The sequence below is a fragment of the Croceitalea marina genome, from assembly GCF_042684265.1.
In the GTDB taxonomy this organism is placed as follows: Bacteria; Bacteroidota; Bacteroidia; order Flavobacteriales; family Flavobacteriaceae; genus Croceitalea; species Croceitalea marina.
In genome coordinates, this window is the sequence record NZ_JBHULB010000083.1 from 15,086 (window position 1) to 32,960 (window position 17,875).

The 17,875-nt window shown below is 35.9% G+C and carries 15 protein-coding genes; 7 read left to right on the forward strand and 8 right to left on the reverse strand.

The window, feature by feature from the left end:
* Window positions 1–14 precede the first annotated feature (14 nt).
* Together ACFSQJ_RS18825 and ACFSQJ_RS18830 are read left to right on the forward strand one after the other, a co-directional pair.
* Window positions 15–950, forward strand: a complete 936-nt coding sequence (locus ACFSQJ_RS18825) for a PorP/SprF family type IX secretion system membrane protein (protein WP_377768463.1) — start codon at window positions 15–17, stop codon at window positions 948–950.
* 10 nt (window positions 951–960) lie between these two features.
* Window positions 961–2,901, forward strand: a complete 1,941-nt coding sequence (locus ACFSQJ_RS18830) for an OmpA family protein (protein WP_377768464.1) — start codon at window positions 961–963, stop codon at window positions 2,899–2,901.
* A 461-nt stretch (window positions 2,902–3,362) separates the two neighbouring features.
* Here the strand turns inward: ACFSQJ_RS18830 and ACFSQJ_RS18835 are convergent, their stop codons facing one another.
* Window positions 3,363–4,763: a glycoside hydrolase family 71/99-like protein gene (locus ACFSQJ_RS18835; protein WP_377768465.1), complete on the reverse strand. Its 1,401-nt coding sequence runs from the start codon at window positions 4,761–4,763 to the stop codon at window positions 3,363–3,365.
* Between the two features lie 422 nt (window positions 4,764–5,185).
* Between ACFSQJ_RS18835 and ACFSQJ_RS18840 the strand changes: the two genes are divergently transcribed.
* The 3 genes from ACFSQJ_RS18840 to ACFSQJ_RS18850 all read left to right on the forward strand — a co-directional run bounded on the left by ACFSQJ_RS18840 (window position 5,186) and on the right by ACFSQJ_RS18850 (window position 9,230).
* Entirely contained in the window at window positions 5,186–6,436 is a 1,251-nt protein-coding gene (locus tag ACFSQJ_RS18840) for a response regulator (protein ID WP_377768466.1), read from the forward strand.
* A gap of 592 nt (window positions 6,437–7,028) precedes the next feature.
* Window positions 7,029–8,411: an exonuclease domain-containing protein gene (locus ACFSQJ_RS18845; RefSeq protein WP_377768467.1), complete on the forward strand. Its 1,383-nt coding sequence runs from the start codon at window positions 7,029–7,031 to the stop codon at window positions 8,409–8,411.
* Between the two features lie 33 nt (window positions 8,412–8,444).
* Window positions 8,445–9,230 (forward strand): LytR/AlgR family response regulator transcription factor, encoded by a 786-nt coding sequence (locus tag ACFSQJ_RS18850; protein WP_377768468.1) that lies wholly within the window; start codon window positions 8,445–8,447, stop codon window positions 9,228–9,230.
* Window positions 9,231–9,602: 372 nt separating this feature from the next.
* Here ACFSQJ_RS18850 and ACFSQJ_RS18855 read toward each other — a convergent pair whose 3' ends face one another.
* The 4 genes from ACFSQJ_RS18855 to ACFSQJ_RS18870 all read right to left on the reverse strand — a co-directional run bounded on the left by ACFSQJ_RS18855 (window position 9,603) and on the right by ACFSQJ_RS18870 (window position 14,014).
* Window positions 9,603–10,388, reverse strand: coding sequence for an aldose epimerase family protein (locus tag ACFSQJ_RS18855; RefSeq protein ID WP_377768470.1), 786 nt, complete (start codon window positions 10,386–10,388; stop codon window positions 9,603–9,605).
* Window positions 10,381–11,676 carry a M20/M25/M40 family metallo-hydrolase gene (locus ACFSQJ_RS18860; protein ID WP_377768471.1) on the reverse strand — a complete coding sequence of 432 codons (1,296 nt, stop codon included), beginning with the start codon at window positions 11,674–11,676 and terminating at the stop codon, window positions 10,381–10,383. The genes ACFSQJ_RS18855 and ACFSQJ_RS18860 overlap by 8 nt, the downstream gene beginning before the upstream one ends.
* A gap of 39 nt (window positions 11,677–11,715) precedes the next feature.
* Window positions 11,716–12,696: a PLP-dependent cysteine synthase family protein gene (locus ACFSQJ_RS18865; protein ID WP_377768472.1), complete on the reverse strand. Its 981-nt coding sequence runs from the start codon at window positions 12,694–12,696 to the stop codon at window positions 11,716–11,718.
* 76 nt (window positions 12,697–12,772) lie between these two features.
* On the reverse strand, window positions 12,773–14,014 hold the full coding sequence (locus ACFSQJ_RS18870) for an ABC transporter permease (protein ID WP_377768473.1): 1,242 nt from the start codon (window positions 14,012–14,014) through the stop codon (window positions 12,773–12,775).
* Window positions 14,015–14,017: 3 nt separating this feature from the next.
* Between ACFSQJ_RS18870 and ACFSQJ_RS18875 the strand changes: the two genes are divergently transcribed.
* On the forward strand, window positions 14,018–15,244 hold the full coding sequence (locus ACFSQJ_RS18875; protein ID WP_377768474.1) for an exo-beta-N-acetylmuramidase NamZ family protein: 1,227 nt from the start codon (window positions 14,018–14,020) through the stop codon (window positions 15,242–15,244).
* Here the strand turns inward: ACFSQJ_RS18875 and ACFSQJ_RS18880 are convergent.
* From ACFSQJ_RS18880 to ACFSQJ_RS18890, 3 genes are read right to left on the reverse strand one after another with little or no spacing between them, the layout of a single operon-like run.
* Window positions 15,235–16,068, reverse strand: a complete 834-nt coding sequence (locus ACFSQJ_RS18880; protein ID WP_377768475.1) for a sterol desaturase family protein — start codon at window positions 16,066–16,068, stop codon at window positions 15,235–15,237. The two genes, ACFSQJ_RS18875 and ACFSQJ_RS18880, sit on opposite strands and share 10 nt — an antisense overlap.
* Window positions 16,069–16,087: 19 nt before the next feature.
* Window positions 16,088–16,582: a YkgJ family cysteine cluster protein gene (locus tag ACFSQJ_RS18885; RefSeq protein ID WP_377768476.1), complete on the reverse strand. Its 495-nt coding sequence runs from the start codon at window positions 16,580–16,582 to the stop codon at window positions 16,088–16,090.
* Entirely contained in the window at window positions 16,579–16,986 is a 408-nt protein-coding gene (locus tag ACFSQJ_RS18890) for a DUF2059 domain-containing protein (RefSeq protein ID WP_377768477.1), read from the reverse strand. Before ACFSQJ_RS18890 ends, ACFSQJ_RS18885 begins: the two co-directional genes overlap by 4 nt.
* 136 nt (window positions 16,987–17,122) lie before the next feature.
* Between ACFSQJ_RS18890 and ACFSQJ_RS18895 the strand changes: the two genes are divergently transcribed.
* Window positions 17,123–17,857 (forward strand): class I SAM-dependent methyltransferase, encoded by a 735-nt coding sequence (locus ACFSQJ_RS18895; protein WP_377768478.1) that lies wholly within the window; start codon window positions 17,123–17,125, stop codon window positions 17,855–17,857.
* Window positions 17,858–17,875 lie beyond the last annotated feature (18 nt).

A 17,875-nucleotide genomic window follows, 5' to 3' on the forward strand; every position in this document is an offset into this window, starting at 1 on the left:
TCATATCAGAAACAATGAAAAAAATAGAATCAAAAAAAATGTATAATAAAGCACTTTTGGTGCTTCTGTTACTGATAACATTTCAGTTAGAAGCGCAACAAGACCCCCAGTTTACACAATACATGTATAATACCATTACCGTGAACCCAGGGTATGCCGGTTCTCGTGGGCACCTATCAATCTTAGGCATGCACCGTTCACAATGGGTCGGTATTAATGGTGCACCTACCTCTCAGGTATTTGCCATTGATGGCCCTATGAGCGAAAAAGTCGGTTTAGGAATCGTAGCAACATATGATGAATTAGGGCCTTCAAATGAACTTTTTCTAGATGGCAATTTTGCATATAGTATTCAAGTAGGTCAAAACAACCAGAGGCTTTCATTAGGCTTAAAGGCAGGTGGGCGTATTTTTAATGTTGATTTTTCAAAAGGGCTTATTCAGAACCCTGATATTTCTTTTCAAGATAATATTGAAAACCGTTTCTTCCCCACCATTGGTGCTGGGGCCTATTATCATACCGAAAAAGCGTATTTAGGGTTTGCTGTCCCTAATTTTTTCTCTGAAGATCATTACGATGGGGCAACCCAAGAAATTGCAACAGAACGTTTGCATTATTTTCTAATTGGAGGGCTAGTACGTGACCTAACCGCAGACATAAAGTTCAAACCTGCATTTTTTATAAAATGGGTACCAGGAGCTCCTGTTATTACTGATCTATCGGCCAATTTTATGATACGTGAAACCATTACTGCAGGTATTGCCTACCGCTGGGACGATTCTTTTTCAGGATTAGTAGGGCTTCAGATTTCCCCTGGTCTGGGTATTGGTTATGCTTATGACAGAACAACCACCGATTTAAGAAATTTCAACAGCGGCACCCATGAGATATTTTTAAGATTCGAATTAGTTACACGTGAAAACCGTTTAAAATCTCCAAGATTCTATTAAGCCAACTTTTATGAAAACAAGTATTTATTTACTATTCGCACTTTTACCTCTAACAATTTTGAGAGCACAAGAAGCCAAACCAGCGGCAAAAAAGAAGTTTGATAATTTTCACTATATCGATGCTGCCAAAGAATATGAGAGAAGGATAAGGAGAGGAGATGACTCTCAGGAAACTCTTGAAAAACTCGGTGACACGTATTACAAAAATGCCAATATGGAAATGGCGGTCAAATGGTACGGTCAGTTGTTTTCTAAATATGAACGTACCTTAAGTCTAGAGTACATCTTTAAATATATACATACATTAAAAGGTGTAGGAAATTATAATCTGGCTAAAGCGCTGATGAAAATCTATTCGAAAAAAGCTGATAAAAACAAATTTGAAGTGGACCAGTTCATGGACAATGATATTGCCTTGGATGAATTGATTAACCAACAACCTAAATTTGTAGTATCTCCTTTATCACTCAATTCCTCAAATGCAGATTTTGGACCGATGTTTTATCAAAATAAAATAGTTTTTGCATCAAGTAGAGATAGTATGAACCTTCATACTAGGGTATATGAGTGGAACCAACAACCATACTTGAATTTGTATGAGGCAGATACAGTAGAACTGGGTAGTGATTTAGTGGATGTCCGTCAATTTGGCACTGATATCAATACGAAATACCATGAAGCTTCCGTGACCTTTAATAAAGAGGGAACCATCATGTATTTCACCCGAAATAACTACACAAATAAATATTTAGAACGCGATGATAAAGGCACCAATCATCTAAAATTATACCGTAGTGAATTACAAGGTGGCTATTGGACCAATCCCGAAGAAGTTTCCTTCAACAGCAATAGTTATTCCGTTGGGCAGCCTGCATTAAGTCCAGATTCCAAAAGACTGTACTTTGTTTCCGATATGCCAGGAGGCATTGGTGGCACGGACATCTATTACGTGTATATTGATAAAAATGGCACTTATTCTGAACCTATAAATTTAGGAGTCAAAATAAACACCTCAGGGCGAGAAATGTTTCCGTTTGTGACTAATGAAAAATTATACTTTGCTTCCGATGGACATCTTGGTTTAGGGGGCTTGGATGTTTTTGAAAGCAAAATTACGGATACCTTATCCGCCCCAGTAAACCTAGGCCCAGTGCTGAACAGCCGTTTTGATGATTTCGGACTCATTGTTGATGAAGTATCCAATCGCGGATACTTTTCTTCCAACCGCGAAGGAGGAGTAGGAGATGATGATATTTATTCATTCCAAAGATTAGCCACAAAATGTGAACAAACGGTAAAAGGGACAGTATTGAGAAAATCCAATGATCAAGCGATAGTAAATGCAGAAGTTCAATTGCTGTCCAATGATGGTACTAATCTCAGTAAAGGAAAAACCGATGCATACGGCGTATTCCATTTTGAGACGCTTTTGAATTGTGAGACTGAATATAAAATCATTGTTTCAAAAGAAGGATATGAATCTGTAGAGCAGCCTTTCACCACTACAGATGAATTGGGAAAGGACAATAGTATTCTATTAATCTTGACTAAAGAACTTAATAAGTTAATTGTCATGGAAAATGGCGTACTCAAAATTAAAATTGATGACATCTATTTTGATTTGAACAAGGCGAACATTCGACCAGATGCGGCCCAGGAGCTTAACAAAATTGTGGAGGTTATGAAAGAATACCCCAAAATGATTATTAAAGTAGAGTCACATACAGATTCCAGAGGTAGTGATAGATACAATGAAAATTTATCTGACCGAAGGGCAAAATCAACAGGGAACTACATTATTTCGCAAGGAATTGAAGCCAATCGCATTGAAAGTGCCATTGGCTATGGAGAAAAAAACTTACTAAACCACTGTAATAATGGTGTCAAATGTTCAAATGAAGAACATGACATCAATCGAAGATCGGAGTTTATTATCGTAAAGCTAGAATGATGGAATTGACCCTAAAACATAAGTCAAAAGAATTTTTTACGAAGTTTAAAATTTTTCCAGCATTCAACTCTACAAAACGCTTTATAAGATAGTACCTTTCAAAATCTTACTTTTTAATTAAAACCACACTAATTAGTGTAAGTTGCAAATGACGATTTGTTTATATGCGTTTTTCGATAATTCTGGTTTATCAAACTGATTAAAGAACTTAAGGTGAATTTCTTTAATATTAATGGACTGCTCTCACTAAAAAAGGCTCGTAATTATTTCACTAGTCATACTTGCAATGGCCTATACTTTCAGCATTAAATTGAGTCAAATAGTTTAGTCGACAACTCAAATACAGTCTTTAACAATAAAATTCAATGGAGCTACCAAAAAAATATGGTTCCCAGAATAGAGTATTCTACAAAGAATTTGGCAATAAGTTTTTGGATTATAGGGATATAAAAGTTTTAGATTCAGTTAAAAAAACGATCAACAGCCAAAAGGATATACCGCGCTCTTCTCATATCGCCTTGTTTTATATACTGATATGCCCTGTCTAGGAATAACTGTGGCAGGTCTTTTTTGCTTCTTTTTGAAGAAGCAGTTTTAGAGGCATTGTTGTTGGCAACTTCTTTTCGCAAAAAATAAAGGTCTTGTGCGATTTGTAAATCTTCAGGAGTATAGGACACTCCAGTATATTGCTGTAACAATTGAAGAAACATAAAACCAAATTCCTCAGTAGGTTCTATCATAGTGCCTTCGCCAAAGTCATTCCACGTAACCAACTGTATGAAATCAGCTGTTTGATGATGGGTATAATTCAAGGTTTCAACAAAGGTATTACCAGCATTCCAATCGATCGACCAATCATGAATAAGACCCCAGCCTCCTAATTCACTGAAATTATTGAAACCTGGATAGACACTTCCAACAGTCAACTTATCGGTTAGATCCATATGCCAGTAATAGTGACCGTGGGCTTCCAAATGTGTACTGTCCACCCATGCAAACTCACCAGTAGCGCTTTCGCCTACCCATTGGTTAGAAGTAGCCCACAAAGAAAGATAATTGGGTTTTTCATTCTCTTGAAAAACGGTGAAAATTTCATCCCAAGAAGTGACATCTTGAATATGGTGGGGGCCGAAGACAAACATAGTAGGTTTTTCACCCCATTTCATGTAGCGTACACTCGTCATGTAAGTATCCCTAATGTACTCGAAATCTTCTTTTGCTGCAGTAACTATATCTGGTGCATAACCCAATTCATATGCCTGAACAGCAGTTCTATCTTCATACATAATTGAAAAGTCAAGACCTAAATCTTCAAGCCGCCACATAAAGGTCTCCGTTGCCTGTTTCATGATTCCATAATCATAAAAATCACGACTGCCATACCAATCAAATATAACTCCATCTATGCCCGCCAGCTTCATCATCAAAAAATGATATTCTTGCAAATCGGGATCAGTCGAAGAATAAGGCCCTATTTCTGGGTAAAAGAACGAAGCAATTTCCCGTCTTCCATTTGCATCGATAACATTGGGATCTTTATTGGCCATAGTCCAGTGTTGACCCCACCGACCATCAAAATCCAAACTTTGAAACCATGGCATATAATGGGCATACACTTTTTTGGGATTCTCTTTCGCTACCTCCATACCTTGAATATCAAAAATTTTACCTGATTGAACTTGCTTGATCATATCTTCTTCTTCTTCTAAGATGCTCAAAAGAAGGGAATCAGATATTGTTTGGGTAACATCTAAAGAATGTTCTTCAACAATTTCTCTCTCAATTATTTCAGATGAACAAGAAATCAGTAAAAAAGTAAAAAAAACAAAGAACAAAAGGCATTTAAAGTACTGGAGTATCATTTTCAATATATTTTTGTAAGTTTTATACTACTTTAACGAAAGTTTTATACTTTTCTTACGCGTTTCTATTAAAATGGCATCAAAAAACAATCAATCTCTTTTCATTTTATTTTAACTATCTATTATTCAGTTGTTTAAATTTTAATAGTATTAAATAAAAATTTGTTCAACTCTTCTTCAGACAATAAAAATCTAATCAATAATTTACATATTAAGAACGAATAAGGACTAAATGAATCATAAAATCACATATTTGGATAAGTTTTAAATAATTGATTTTAAGCATTTTAAAATTTATCTGATATAAAAAATAATAAAATGTAAGATTTTTCTGTAATATTTATAAAGTTATTACGTTATTATCTTGGTGCGATAAATATCCAACCAAAATTGAGTCCCAAACTCAACTTAAAATTTAACCTATGAAAGTATTAGCAATAGACGATCAACGAATCGTTCTTATGTATTTAAAAAAATGTCTTATAAAATTAGGATATGAAGTAAAAGTAGCCACAAGTGGGCACATGGGAATTAGTATAATGAAAGAATTTCAGCCAGACGTGGTCATGGTTGACTTCAATATGCCGAGTATATCTGGGTTAGGAGTTGTGGAGCATATCCGCAAAAATATGCAATCAAACATTCCTATCATTATGCTTTCCGGAAATGATGACCCAGAGGTTGTTTCAAAAGCATTTAATTATGGTGCTAATGATTATATACGAAAGCCTGTAAGCCTAAAAGAGATATCTGCAAGGTTAAAAGCAATTGCGAATAGCACCAAAACCATAAAGGCATGCGAACCTGACACTGCCAATCAGTTTATTCAAGATAGTATCATTGGAGTAGTAATACCCTGTTACAATGAAGAGAAAAGGCTACCTGTTCAAGAATTTAGAAAGTTTTTACATGAAAACCTTGGATATCATCTATGTTTTGTAAATGATGGTAGTAGTGACCGTACCATAGATGTTCTTCTTTCAATAAAAGAAGAGTTTCCATTAAGTGTCAGTGTTCATGATTGCAAACAGAACGGTGGAAAAGCTGAAGCAGTCCGAAAAGGTGCAATGCTATTAACAGAGAATACTGATATCGAATATATTGGTTATTTAGATGCAGATCTATCAACCGACTTTATAGATTTTAAAAATTTGATGCATGTTTTAAAGAACTCCAATCATCGAGTTGTAAGTGGTTCAAGAATGCTACGAATGGGAGCCAAAATTTCTAAGGATTCAGCACGTGCCATAATTAGCAAAATGATAAACCTGATCATTAGATTCATCTTAAAAATGCCCTTCAACGATACACAATGTGGAGCCAAGATTATGGATGTAGAAATTGCAAAAATTGTATTTAACCGTCCATTTCTAACTCGATGGTTATTTGATGTTGAAATATTCAAAAGAATCGGAGTAAACTTTGGCAGAAAAAAAGCATTGGAAATAATCAGTGAATCCCCGCTTGACAGGTGGGTGCATGTAGATGATTCGAAACTCTCAATGAAAGATTCCTTTAAGATCTTTTTTCAGCTTTTTGATATTTATCGAGGTTACAAAACGTATAGTTTGTCATCTAAAGAGTCTTCTGGCAGTCTAGGCACAGAACCAGTTTTTTATTCACAGAATGAGCTTCAAAACAATCCAAGTAAAGACCGACCAAAAGTAGCTTAAAAGGTTTTAGCTGTAATTACCGTTTGATATTAAACCTCCTCAAATTGTGAAAGAGGTTTAATATCAAATGCTACCAAGAAATTTAGTAAATCGATTAATCAAACTAAGAGCATGTATACTCTAAAAATTCAGAAAGTGGTCTAAAATAATGGCTGACATTTCATATAACTAAAGTTGGCTCAAATGAGAAGTAAAAAAATTCATTTATCACTTTACACATATGCATGAAAATAGTAATCATTCGCTGTTTTAATTCCCTTATGTGAGCTTAATGCACCAAAGAACGAAAATAATAGTATCCTTTAATAAGCTAAATAAACTCTATAAGTGCGTGCTCTTTCGTGTAGCCTATGTCTATCACACTGTTGGTCGGCCTCCTACTCGTTAGCAAATAAATTGCCTAGCAAGTTCATCGACCCAGCAAAAATTGTTAAAACTTTACCATGCGAATTTTGGCATGGTTAATAGGTTCGCACCTTAAGACGCTGGTTCTATAGAGTTTTGATAACCTGAAAGCCCTTATATATCTAGGTTTTGAAAGGCAGGTTCGTTCAAAACACACAACAATTAAAATATTCGCTAATTTTAAGGGGTGTACACCATTATAGACATAGAAACTACCGGAAATGGTATTAAGGGAAATAAAATTACCGAAATTGCTATTTTTAAGTTCGATGGAAGTAAAATAGTCGATGAATTCACGAGCCTGGTAAACCCAGAGTGCCCCATCCCTTATTTTATAACAGGTCTTACAGGTATCGATGACCAAATGGTAGCCAGTGCACCTACCTTCAAAGAAATATCCAATAAAATCCTAGAAGTAACCGATGATACCATATTCGTAGCGCATGCGGTCAACTTTGATTATGGGGTTATTAAAGAAGAGTTTCGCCGAATTGGTATAGATTTTAGCAGAAAGAAACTATGTACTGTGCGGCTTTCCCGTAAGTTGATTCCTGGGCTTCAATCGTACAGCCTTGGCAAATTATGCTCTGCAATTGGTATTCCGTTAAGAGATAGGCATAGGGCCAGAGGTGATGCACATGCCACGGTTTTGCTTTTTCAAAAACTGCTAGGAACGCCAGATTCACAAACAACCATACAAGGTTTTCTTAATGCAAGAAGCCAAGAAGCAACACTTCCACCTTTAGTTTCTAGAAAAAATATAGATGAACTGCCCACAACTCCAGGAATCTACTACTTTAAAAATACCACGGGCCAAATTATCTATGTAGGCAAGGCCATCAATATCAAAAAAAGAGTACTTGGGCATTTTTATACTAAAAGTAATCGCGAACTTCTTTTGTGCAATGAGGTGGCCAAAATAGATTTTGAACTTTCGGGTAGTGAATTGATTGCCCTTTTGATGGAGTCAGCTGCAATTAAAAAGTATTTTCCGAAATACAATCGGGCCCAAAAAAGGAATACTACCAAATATGCAATCTTTAGCTATGAAGATAGAAGTGGTATTTTACATTTGGCATTCAATACTTTAAAAAACAGTTACAATCCAATACTTATTCTCAACAATAAAACAGATTGTAGAACCTATTTAGCAGAGCTCTGCAAAATATACGCTTTATGCCCTAGGTACTGTCAATTACAACAAACTTCTACCGAATGTTCGCACCATAAAATCATGATATGCGACGGTATCTGCTGTGGTAAAGAAAGCCCGACCACTTACAATTTAAAGGTGAAAAGTGCCATTGAGGGAATACAGCAAAACACCAGCAATGTCATTCTACAGCGAAAGGGACGACATATAAACGAGAAGGCCTTTGTAGTAATTAAAGATGGTATGTATTTGGGTTATGGTTTTGTTGAAAATGATGTAGAGATTACTTCCTATTCTTCTCTAGAAGCCTTTCTTGTTCCTCAAAAGCATACTGCTGAAACCGATAGCATTCTGAAGAATGCGCTGAAAAATGAAATCAAAAACTCAACAAACCAAGTAATTACCCCGTTTTACTAGAAAAATATCTTATCTTTTACATAGATTTAGATTGTGCATAAAACCTTAGATCCAATAAAGTTAGTAATTGTCGAAGATGAGCCCATATCGGCTACGTATCTTAAAAAACACATCAAAGATACCGGTATAGAATGCAAAGTAGTTGCAGAAATGGCAAAGACTACAGAAGCAGCCGCTTTTTTTACTACTAACAATGATTATGATTTGGTGTTTATGGATATTCAATTAGAAGATGGCGATTGTTTTAAAATTCTTAATAATGTAAGCATTGAAAAACCAATCGTATTCTGCACCACTTTTGATACCTACGCACTTAAAGCCTTTAAATATAATAGCATTGATTATCTCTTAAAACCACTTAATAAAGAAGCTGTTCAAGAAGCGATAAAAAAATACCAAGCACTAAGAAGAAATCACGATAGCAGTCATTTGGCCCGCATGGATAAAATGATTGAGACTATGGCACCCACTGCGTACAAGAAAAGATTTTTGGTGCGTTCTGGCAACAAATTAAAGTTGGTTCAGATAAGTGATGTTGTCTGTTTTTATTCCAATGGAGGAGATACCCGATTGATAGATAAAAACGGGGGCGAACATTTAATAGATTTCACCATGGAACGCCTTGAAAGACTTGCCGACCCTGCCAGCTTTTTTCGAATAAATAGAAAAATGACCATCAATATGGATTACATACACTCGGTCGAAGACTATTTTAACAATAGACTTATGGTGAAAATGTTAAAAAAAGTTCCTTTTGATTTAGTAGTAAGCAGAAATAGGGCCAAAGAGTTTAAATTCTGGTTGAAAGGGATAGCCTAATACCTTATTCTTTCATTTTACGATACATCTTGGCAACAAAGAGCAGCCAAATTAAAAATATGGTTGCTACAATTATGGAATAAACCAAGATAAAATCCACTACTTCTTGTATTTAAGGTAATTCATAAAACCCAAAATGGTCGGCGCCCAAAATGCAATAAAAATCGCATCTAATTTTTTTCCGCTTAGGAAAAGTACTTCTGAGACAATGATAATTGAAACTACCACTAAGAGCAGGATGCAATTCATTAAACCCACTCGCTCAATAAAATCTTTCAACATTAGTATTCTGCGTAAGCTATTCTAGCTCTAAGGTAGTTATTATAAAGCAAGAAACGTTAAAGAAATTGTGATTTTTTTAACGTTTTCAATTTAACTTTTAGTTCTAAAGAAAACTTTAAAGTGAGCCGAATCTTCCAAGATTTGAAATCCGTTATTCAGGTTTTCTTGAGAAACGGCATAAGGGTAAAATGAAATCGGTTCGATACAGACCATATTCTCCACTTCGGTCCAACACATAAAATGCCCAAAACCTTCTGTTTTTATGGTGATTTCTTTTTTATCTTTCAATATAACCATATCACAGTTCGATACCTCTAACGCCCTACTGCCTACGACCAACACTTCATCTAAGGTAATCTGTCTTTTCCCTGCATGAATAATAGGGTTTTCAGTATGTATCTTAAAATTCGGATGATACCCCAACATAAATGGCATACCCTTATCGCCCGATATTGAAAATTCGATTTCAAGACCACTATCGGTAAGTTCAAATGATTTCTCAAACTCAAAACTATAAGGCCAATCAAGCCATTCGACATTGGATTTTTTAGGATATTTCGAATTTTTTATGGCTGTACCCGCCACATATATCTTTCTGTATGTAGCCTTTGTAGAATTACTGAAAATTAAGTCATATTCCATTTGCCTAAAATGCCCATGTTGATCCTGAACGGCAATACCCTTTGGTGTTTGAACCTTGAATCCGGCTAAGTTGACCGGACCGATAATAGGAAACATTTCGGTATCCGATGAGCTCCAACCAGGACTTCCCTTTTGGTGAATAAACTCGTGATCAGTTACTTTAAAGCTTATTAATTCTCCTTCTTCAATAGCTACGAACCTATCATTAAGTTCAAGTTGAACAATACTATTCATTAATGAGTCTATAAATTAAAATTGCAGTTCGCTTAGTTAAAGCTTCGATAGTATTTAAGTTTACCGTTTCTTGCGGCGTATGGGCGCCCGAACCCATGGTACCTAATCCATCTAAACAATCTACATACTCTGCAACAAAAGATACATCGGCAGCTCCTCTTTTTCCAGGGTCATAAGCTAAAACTTCTCCTTGTCCCAAGTCAAGGCTAACCGTATTTAAGGTATTCAACAAACTGAGATTACCCTCTGTTGGCCCCATTGACGGGTAACTGTCGTTAAATGTAATGTTCGCAGAAGTTTGGGGTAGGTTATTAGAAACTATCTCACGCATTTTTGTCCTAGCATTCTCTTTTTGCTCTTCGGATATAAAACGAAGCCCTCCTTGAACTACTGCCTTTTGGGCTACAACGTTCGATTTGCCAAAAACATCACCTTTGCTCGTGTTCTTATCAAAATTGACAAAGGTACCTCCTAGTAGGGTTCCTGGATTAAAGGTTAGCAACTCCTCCCCTTTTACATCGGTATAAAATTGGTGTAGTATTCTTGACATTTCAAAAATAGCACCAGCACCAGTACGTTCGTTAAATATACCAGAAGAATGTGCACGTTTACCCGATACCTCAACAGCCCAGCCAGAAGCTCCTCTTCTTGCTACGGTCGCATAGTTAAATCCGGTTGAAGTTTCAAAACCTAGCGCGATATCGCTCTTTTTGGCAGCTTCAATCAAGTCTTTTCTACTGGTTGTTAATGGCTTACCGGTGCTTTCCTCGTCACCTGTAAAGGCAACAATGATTTGAGCATCTTTTAAAAGACCATTTTTCTGCAATGATTTTAAGGCATAAAGCACAATTACATCTCCGCCCTTCATATCATTACCACCAGGTGCATGCGCTATACTATCATTTACCATTTCAAATTTTTGAAACGGACTGTCTTCTTCGAAAACGGTATCTAAATGACCTATCAGCAATAATTTTTTACCTTTTTCCCCTGATGTTTCGGCAAATAAATGTCCTGCACGATTCATTTCTAAAGGCATGTCAATCCACTTGGTATCAAAGCCAATGTTCTCAAAGGCATCCTTAAACACCATACCCACTTGCTTAACCCCTTTTGGGTTAAGGGTTCCGCTATTGATGTTCACTACTTTTTCCAGAAATGAAATCGCTTCTGTATTATTCAGCTCAATGGTAGAAAGTATCTTTTTTTCTGTACGGCTCAAATTTTGAGCTTTTAATGGAACCCAAAGCAAAAGGCTGAGCGCAGTCGTAGCAATTAATTGTTTCATAGTAATCTAATATTAAGAAAGGACTGTTTTCTATCAAAACTATTCTATATACCCCATTTGGCGCATCCAATCATCATTAAACATCTTGCCTACATAACGACTTCCATGATCATGAAATAAAACCACTACCACATCATCTTTTGTAAAATGTTCTTTTAATTGCAACAAACCTTTTATTGCTGCCCCTGCGGAATTACCAAGAAACATACCCTCTTCTTTCGCTAGTTTTTGGGTGTATACGGCTGCATCTTTATCTGTAACCTTCGTAAAACCATCGATAACACTAAAGTTAACGTTTAACGGCAAAATATCTTCACCTATTCCTTCCGTAACATACGGATAAATCTCATTTTCGTCAAAAATACCGGTCTCATGATATTTTTTAAAAACCGAACCATAGGTGTCTATTCCCCAAACCTTAACATTAGGATTCTTCATTTTTAGATAAGAGCCAACCCCTGATATGGTGCCACCTGTACCTACACCAACGACAAAGTGGGTAACCTTACCATTTGTCTGTTCCCAAATTTCTGGACCCGTACTTAAAAAGTGCGCCTTACAGTTTGATGGATTATCATATTGATTTACATACCAAGAATTGGGAATCTCTTGAGATAACCTTTTAGCAGTGGAATAATAACTACGAGGGTCTTCGGGGGCTACATCAGTAGGGCAAACATGAACTTCACTGCCCACAGCTTTTAAAATGTCTATTTTTTCTTTGGATTGTTTATCACTGATAACACAAATCATCTTATAGCCCTTTACGACAGCAGCCAAGGCCAAGCCCATTCCCGTATTTCCCGAAGTACCTTCAATGATGGTACCGCCTGGTTGTAAAACACCAGCCTCTTCAGCATCTTCCACCATTTGTAGTGCCATACGGTCTTTCACCGAATTACCAGGGTTAAAGGTTTCATATTTTGCAAGTACCAAACAAGGCAGTTCGGCAGTTAACTTATTTAGTTTTACCAAGGGCGTATTGCCGATAGTTTCTAGAATGTTATTAGCGTAGTCCATAATTGGCGCAAAGGTAAGTTTTTGAATTGCTATCAGAAATACAAATGCAGAATGAATGCTAATTTTCTAAACCAATTTACTTAAACTTCATCGCTTTTACGGGAGCTATTTTGGTAATGGCATAAGAAGGAACCAAAAGCATCAAAAGACATAAAAGCATAACCCCTATGTTCAATAAAAGAACAGTAACAAAATCGATATGCATGGGTACGTATTCGATATAATATTCTTCAGGGTTCGGAAACTTTAAAAATCGAAATTTTTCTTGTAAAAAAATAAGTCCCAAACCGATTAAATTGCCCCAAAACAGCCCAAGAATGATCAAGTATGATGCATTGTACAAAAACACCTTGCGAACACTCCAGTTTGCAGCACCCAAGGCCTTTAAAACACCTATCATTTGTGTGCGTTCTAGAATTAACACTAAAAGCGCAGTAATCATATTAATACCTCCGACAAGAATCATGATACCGATTATCAATGCGGTATTAAAGTCGAAAAGTCCGATCCATTCAAAGATTTTGTGATATTTTTTTTTGATGTTTTGGGTATCCAAGGTAGAAACAACAGCACCGTAAATAGCATTGCTTTTGGCTTCTATCTGGTCAAAATCTTCTAGAAAAACTTCAAAGTTACCAACTTCCTTTTCAGACCATTTATTCATACGCTGAATGTGTCTTATGTCCACAAAAATATGGTCCCTATCGAGCTCTTCAAATCCACTATCATATATCCCCACGATATCAAATTTTCTATTGTTAGGTGGTTTTGAAGCATCATTATCTTTCAGAAAGATTGCAAAGAAAGAGTCACCAAGCTTTAAACCTAAAAGATTGGCCTTTAGTCTAGATATTAAAACTTCGTTATTTAGGTCAGCTGAAAAATTAGGCAGTCGTCCTTCTACCAAATACTCTTTAAAATTGGTCCAATTATAATCTTTTCCGACACCTTTGGCCAACATGCCTTCAAAAGTATTTTCTGTTCGTATAATACCGCCTTTAGTAGCCACTGCCTGCACATGTGAGATACCATCGATATTTTTAAACTCTGGATAAAAGTCTTGCTCGATAGAAACTGGAACTACGGAAACATCGGAGCTATTATTGTCATAATTGTAGATTTGAATATGCCCATTAAAAGCCGAAACTTTCTCTCGTATCTTAAGCTGAAGCCCCGCAGCAGAGGAAATTGCTATTAACATCATTACAACTCCAATTGCAATGGCAGCGATAGCAATTTTTATTATCGGGGCGGAAATACTAATTTTATGTTCCTTCCCTGTAATAAGGCGTTTGGCTATAAAAAATTCTAAATTCAACGGATGCCCATTTTTTCTGGTTTCAAAAGTACATTTTTATTGTTGTTTATCCTTTTTTCCGCTTGCGCGCAAAAACAGGGCAAAAAAATGAACGAGTCTTCTTTGTCATCTAATACAATTGAAAAAGAAATTATTGTTGCGGCAAATAGAACGGAAGCCTACATACCCCTTTTGAAAAATAAAAGGGTCGCTATTGTTGCCAATCAAACCTCGGTAATATTTAATGCCGATGGCCATACCCATCTTGTGGACTCTCTGCTAGCAATGAATATTGAATTAAAAAAAGTCTTTGCACCAGAACATGGTTTTCGCGGAAAAGCAGACGCAGGTGAAAAAGTAAAAGATGGTTTCGATAAAAAAACAGGTCTTAAAATTCTTTCGTTACATGGTAAAAACCGGAAACCTTCTAAAGAACAGCTAGAAGATGTAGAACTAGTATTATTTGATATACAAGATGTTGGAGTTCGTTTTTACACCTACATTGCAACCTTACAATTGGTAATGGAAGCTTGTGCCGAAAGTGGCATACCTATTATTGTTTTGGATAGACCCAACCCAAATGCCCATTATATTGATGGCCCAACAATGGAAACTGAACATACCGGGTTTTTAGGTATGCAAACCATACCCTTGGTATACGGAATGACCATAGGGGAGTATGCAACAATGATAAACGAAGAAGGATGGTTAGCTGAAGGGCTAAAGGCCGATTTGAAAATAATTCGCCTTGAAAACTGGACTCATGACCGTTCTTACTCCTTACCAATAAGACCTTCACCAAATTTACCTAATGACATTTCTATTAATTTGTATCCTAGTTTGGGCTTATTTGAAGGCACAAATATAAACGCCGGGCGGGGTACTGAATTTCAATTTCAACGTTACGGTGCTTCTTTTTTAGACAGCACAGAACTTGATTTCAGTTATACTCCCAAACCCAACTTTGGTTCTAAGCATCCGAAGGAAGAAGGAAAGATTTGCTATGGAGAAAATTTATCCAAAACCGCTCGCATGGATCAAGTTAGTTTGAAATGGCTTATAGACGCCTATCAAAATAGTACGGACAAATCCAAATTTTTTATTACCTCTGGGTTTACAAAACACGCAGGTACAGAAAAACTACAACAACAAATTGAAGCGGAACTTTCAGAAAAGGAAATTAAGGCTACTTGGCAAAAAGATATCGAAACTTTTAAAGAGATAAGAACAAAGTACCTACTTTATGATTGACCCGTTGTAGGTTTCCGGTATTTATGAAACGGCTGTTTTAGCAAACCTAAAATGCTACTATTTTCTTTCTCATCAGGAAATGTATCTACACCGTAAGTAATCTTATCAGGGTCTAGTTTCATGTAGGTACCAAAAATCCGGTCCCATATTGAAAAAATATTGCCATAATTAGAGTCTGTGTAGGGCAATACAAAATGATGATGTACTTTATGCATATCGGGTGAAACTATAAACCAACTTAAAGCATTATCTATTTTTCTGGGCAATCTAATGTTTGCATGATTAAATTGAGATAAAACAACAGAAATACTTTGGTACAACATAATAAGACCAATTGGTGCACCGACTACAAAAACACCAAGTAATGTAAATAAATATCTTATTAAACTCTCTAATGGGTGATGCCTGTTCGCCGTAGTGGTATCTACATTATGGTCTGAGTGGTGTACCAAGTGCACCATCCAAAGGGGTTTAACCTTATGCTCTACCAAATGGGCCGTATAAGCACCGATTAAATCAAGCAGCATCAAGCCCAACACCACATATAGCCACAAGGGCATTTCTGGCAACCAATTGATAATGCCAAAGTTATTTTCAACAGTCCAATCCGAAGTTTTTAATAATAAAAATGCCAAAGGAAAGTTGACAATAATTGTTGTTAATGTAAAAAAGAGATTTGGCAGGGCATGCCTCCATTTTTTGTATTTAACACTGAACAAGGGAACAATTCCTTCTAAAATCCAAAAAAAAGTAATTCCCCCAACTAAAATAAGGCTTCTGTGTAAGGCCGGTATATTTTCAAAATACGTTATTAGCTGTTCCATTTTCTCTGGTTTTTGGAGACTATATTTTAATACGCTCTTTCATTTTCTCAACAATGTTAAAGGCTGCTGGGCAGATAGCAACATTCTTTAGCGTTAAATTACTTATTTGCTGAAACTTTTTCCTATCCGTATGGGGAAATTCTCTGCAAGCCTTAGGTCTTACATCATAAATAGCACAGTAATTGTCTTCACCTAAAAAAGTACACGGCACCCTCTGTAATACATAGTCGTTCTCTTCATCAAGTCTAAGATATCTATCTATAAAATCTACTGCTTTCATTCTAAAGAACTTTGCAATACGTTCAATGTCGGTGTTCGTAAAAAGAGGTCCGGTAGTTTTGCAGCAATTCGCACAAGTAAGACAATCCGTCTGGGTGAACTCCTTATCATGCAGCTCTTGCATAAGATAATCCAAATTCTTTGGAGCTTTCTTTTTAAGCTTCACAAAGAATTTTTTGTTTTCGCTATGTTTCTCCATTGCCCTTTTTGGTAACTGCTCTAAAACTTCTTTCATTCTTCTTTTAAAAGTAAAACAGCAGTTTGATATAAATCTTTACTCCAATATTCCGATACTGCGGCAATTTCAACAGAAAGTAATTCTTGCTTATCTTTTATTTTGGCACCCACTTTTGAATTAAAAAAATCGTTGACTTTCTTTTGCTGAGCATTTGTCAATTTTGTTCTATCCATTACCAATTGCACCCCCGCATCACTGGTATAAAATTGTTCCATTTTAGCTATATCTACTTCGGAAAAGTGTTTGATATAAACAGGTACCAACATATCACGAATTTCCTTTAACGCCTTTATTTCGTTACGTTCAAGGTATATCCATCCATTGTTATTTCTATCCGATTTCGGAAACTGTCTTTCCATCAAGTTTAAAAGCTCCAAATAAGCTTGTTTATATTGCTTCATGGTACCATTACTTTCAAGATACGTTGAGACTTTAGCTATTAAATCAGTTTCTTGACCTATAGTTGGTACTGAAAACAACAATACACACAGAAAAAATAAAGCTTTGTAAGGTTTCATATCGAATAAAAAAGGAACTTTGGCCCAAAATACGAATAATTACGATTTGGATATTTTTGGAGAAGCTCTTTTAGATTATCAAAAAGGAGAATATACGGAAGATATTATAACATTCTCATCTTTAGAGGAAGAAGACTGTATTCCTCTACCTTACATTTTTCGTTCTTTTACCGAAATGCCTTCTTTAGAAAAGGAAGCCTTAAAAAAGTGCAAAGGCACCATCTTAGATATTGGTTGCGGAGCAGGAAGCCACAGTTTGCACCTTCAAAACCAAGGACTTAGCGCGGTAGCACTAGATATATCAGAAGGAGCAATAGAAACCTGTAAATTAAGAGGCGTGAAAAACACCATTAATTCTAATATTCTTGATTATTCTGGAATAAAATTTGATACGCTATTACTATTGATGAACGGCATAGGTATTGTTGAAAAGCTTTCAAATTTAGATATGTATTTAAAACACTTTAAATCTTTATTAAAGACTTCTGGTCAAATTCTATTGGATTCCAGTAATATTATTTACATGTATGAAGAAGATAATGATGGAGGATATTGGATTCCGGAACATTCTGACTATTATGGCCAAGTAGAATTCACCATGCAATACAAAAACGTTAAAAGCGAGCCTTTTGGGTGGTTATATTTAGATTACAATACCTTAAAAAATGCGGCAGAAACTAATAATTTTAATTGCGAACTTGTAAGTGAAGGCAAGCATTACGACTATTTAGCCAGACTTACAGTTAAATCATAATAGAAAATGAATTTATAC

What these genes read in the sequence shown, in the direction of transcription:
- ACFSQJ_RS18840 (WP_377768466.1), top strand. Translation starts at nt 5,186, where the DNA reads ATGAAAGTATTAGCAATAGACGATCAACGAATCGTTCTTATGTATTTA.
- ACFSQJ_RS18860 (WP_377768471.1), bottom strand. Translation starts at nt 11,676, where the DNA reads ATGAAACAATTAATTGCTACGACTGCGCTCAGCCTTTTGCTTTGGGTT.
- ACFSQJ_RS18885 (WP_377768476.1), bottom strand. Translation starts at nt 16,582, where the DNA reads ATGAAAGAAGTTTTAGAGCAGTTACCAAAAAGGGCAATGGAGAAACAT.
- ACFSQJ_RS18875 (WP_377768474.1), top strand. Translation starts at nt 14,018, where the DNA reads ATGCCCATTTTTTCTGGTTTCAAAAGTACATTTTTATTGTTGTTTATC.
- ACFSQJ_RS18830 (WP_377768464.1), top strand. Translation starts at nt 961, where the DNA reads ATGAAAACAAGTATTTATTTACTATTCGCACTTTTACCTCTAACAATT.
- ACFSQJ_RS18865 (WP_377768472.1), bottom strand. Translation starts at nt 12,696, where the DNA reads ATGGACTACGCTAATAACATTCTAGAAACTATCGGCAATACGCCCTTG.
- ACFSQJ_RS18890 (WP_377768477.1), bottom strand. Translation starts at nt 16,986, where the DNA reads ATGAAGCAATATAAACAAGCTTATTTGGAGCTTTTAAACTTGATGGAA.
- ACFSQJ_RS18835 (WP_377768465.1), bottom strand. Translation starts at nt 4,763, where the DNA reads ATGATACTCCAGTACTTTAAATGCCTTTTGTTCTTTGTTTTTTTTACT.
- ACFSQJ_RS18855 (WP_377768470.1), bottom strand. Translation starts at nt 10,388, where the DNA reads ATGAATAGTATTGTTCAACTTGAACTTAATGATAGGTTCGTAGCTATT.
- ACFSQJ_RS18825 (WP_377768463.1), top strand. Translation starts at nt 15, where the DNA reads ATGAAAAAAATAGAATCAAAAAAAATGTATAATAAAGCACTTTTGGTG.
- ACFSQJ_RS18880 (WP_377768475.1), bottom strand. Translation starts at nt 16,068, where the DNA reads ATGGAACAGCTAATAACGTATTTTGAAAATATACCGGCCTTACACAGA.